2 protein-coding genes are annotated in these 2,133 nt (G+C 46.0%); both read right to left on the bottom strand.

The genetic code is table 11. The annotated features are described in order from the left end of the window. Positions 1–1,040, bottom strand: a 1,040-nt coding sequence (locus tag ACFINH_RS09615; RefSeq protein WP_375632940.1) for a phage tail sheath subtilisin-like domain-containing protein, incomplete at its 3' end; no start/stop codon positions are given. Positions 1,041–1,176: 136 nt separating this feature from the next. Further along, positions 1,177–2,133 (bottom strand): Bgr_08870 family protein (locus ACFINH_RS09610; protein ID WP_375632938.1); only part of this gene is annotated, 957 nt, incomplete at its 5' end.

The following is a 2,133-nucleotide window of genomic DNA, read 5'->3' as shown; positions in this document are numbered from 1 at the left end:
GCAATCATATCATCAAGAAACTGTGTAAGGCTGCGGGTAATGGCAATGACATGTTGACCAGTAAGGTTTTCATCATTCGCCCAAGGGCGGAAATTGTTGATGATCGTTTTTTCCAAGGCTGCACGGGTGCGCACCACATTGACAAAACGCCAAAGCGGATCACTAGAGGTGGTATGGTTGCCCCATAAAATGCGCCCATTGGAAGCTACTTCTCCCTGCCCATTTTGACTAAGTCGTGCTGGAATAAAGGTTGCAATATCGGCTTTATTGAGACGATTTGCCTCATGATCAATTTCGCCATCAAAATAGCTAATGGGGCGTGCTGTCCCTAAAATGCCATGCACATCTTGGTTGGAAGGAGACCAAAAAACACCGCCCCTTTGCTTGTCACGTTTGATAAACATGGCGGCAGCAAAAGGACTTGCCGGTTTAACACTAACACCCCCCTCACGATTTGCCACCCGTACAAAGGGGTCAATCAAATAACAAAAGCGTGAGGAAAAATCTGCACGATAGGCAAGACTTTCTTGCGTGTTTTTACCCCCCGTATCAAACACGGCAATGGCTTGCAACTTTTCTGCAACCTGTTCCAAAGCATCTGCCACAGGGTTTTTGCCATTGTCAATCCGCCCTGCACTATAAGCCGGTGCTAAGAGAATTCCAGGTTCCACACCCAAATGCCCCCGCGCATGCGCTAAGGCATGCACACCGGTCAAGTGAGTATTGGATCCCACCATTTCGGTTTGTGTCTCAGCAATGGTTGACTTTTCTTCCACCCGCACAAGAATAATTTGTGCCTCAATCCCCTGCGCGCACACGGCGTTAATCACATCAAGAGCCGTTCCCCTTCGCCCAAGCTTTTGGATTTTTTCTGTCTCATGCGTAAAGACCAACACAGGCTCATTAAGGGGATAAGTTTGTGCATCAGCATCAGGGGCTGTAACAACCGCCCCAATGGCGGTTTGGCTAAACATCTCTAAGGGTCGAGAAGCTTGACCATCCTCAACAAGGCGGATACCATGATTAAATTCTATTGCCATTTTGCTCTCCAAATCAATGAAGAGACCATAACAACAAGAGCTCCCTTTCATAAGTCTGACACTGTCAGTCAAAAAGCCCTTTTAAAGGGCTTTAAAGGGGACTTAAAGACGGAAGAGTATACAAGCCTTTAAACGCTTATACAAAGATCTTTAATTTAACTGCGCCATCACCACCCCGTCCAGCACCATTTACTGTTCCATCTTCACCATCTCGATAACCGCCACCGCCACCGCCGCCATATCCTTTTTCAGCTCCGCTTCCTCCATTGCCACCATACTGGCTTTTTCCTCCCTTACCTCCATTATTAGCTATACCACTCCCACCACTCCCACCTCCACCTGCTCCACCATAGGTACTATCCCCTCCATCACCGCCACAACTATCATTAAAGCCACCACCACCTCCTCCGCCTCCATGCCAAGGATGTTCTTTTCCCGCATAACCATTATTATTACTACCACTTGCAGTTCCATAACCACCTGAAACTCCACCACCACTATTTCCACCAATATAACCGTTATTCCCCTTACCACCCCGTGCTGTAAGAATAGAACCAACTAGCGTATTACCACCATTAACACCATTTCCATATCCGCCTTTTCCAATAGCCACTACATCATTATTCTGTAATTGGCGTTTTTGAATCTTTAAAGAAATACATTCACCACCACCTCCTCCTCCACGTTGGCCACCGCTCCCGCCACCTCCCCAAGCCATGATTTCAATATCAGTGTCATCTGTCACCCCATCAGGCCAAGGAATATTACCACTCTGCAACATAACGATTTCAATGTACTCTTCTTTACGCTTTTTGATTAAAGCATCCAAAAGAGCATCCACTTGCACCTTGGTATAAACAGCTTCACCATCAACTCTCAAAGGTCCTTTAAGAAAGCTTCCCGTTGTGCTTAAACTGGTAACTATTTCACCATTATGGATAAGGTTAAACGACGAATTACCCAACAGTTCTAAGCCACCACTCATAGTGACTTTGCTGGTAAATTTATTATAATTTTGCCATTCATTGGGGCTGGCTAAACGACCATAGCTTGTGAGATCTTCGTTGATCTTAGCTCTAAAATCATCAAGTCC

Origin of the sequence: Bartonella sp. AA74HLJMH (assembly GCF_042197045.1) — a bacterium.
GTDB lineage: Bacteria > Pseudomonadota > Alphaproteobacteria > Rhizobiales > Rhizobiaceae > Bartonella.
The sequence above is the reverse complement of the archived record's forward strand: the minus strand, read 5'-3'. Positions and strand labels throughout refer to the sequence as shown.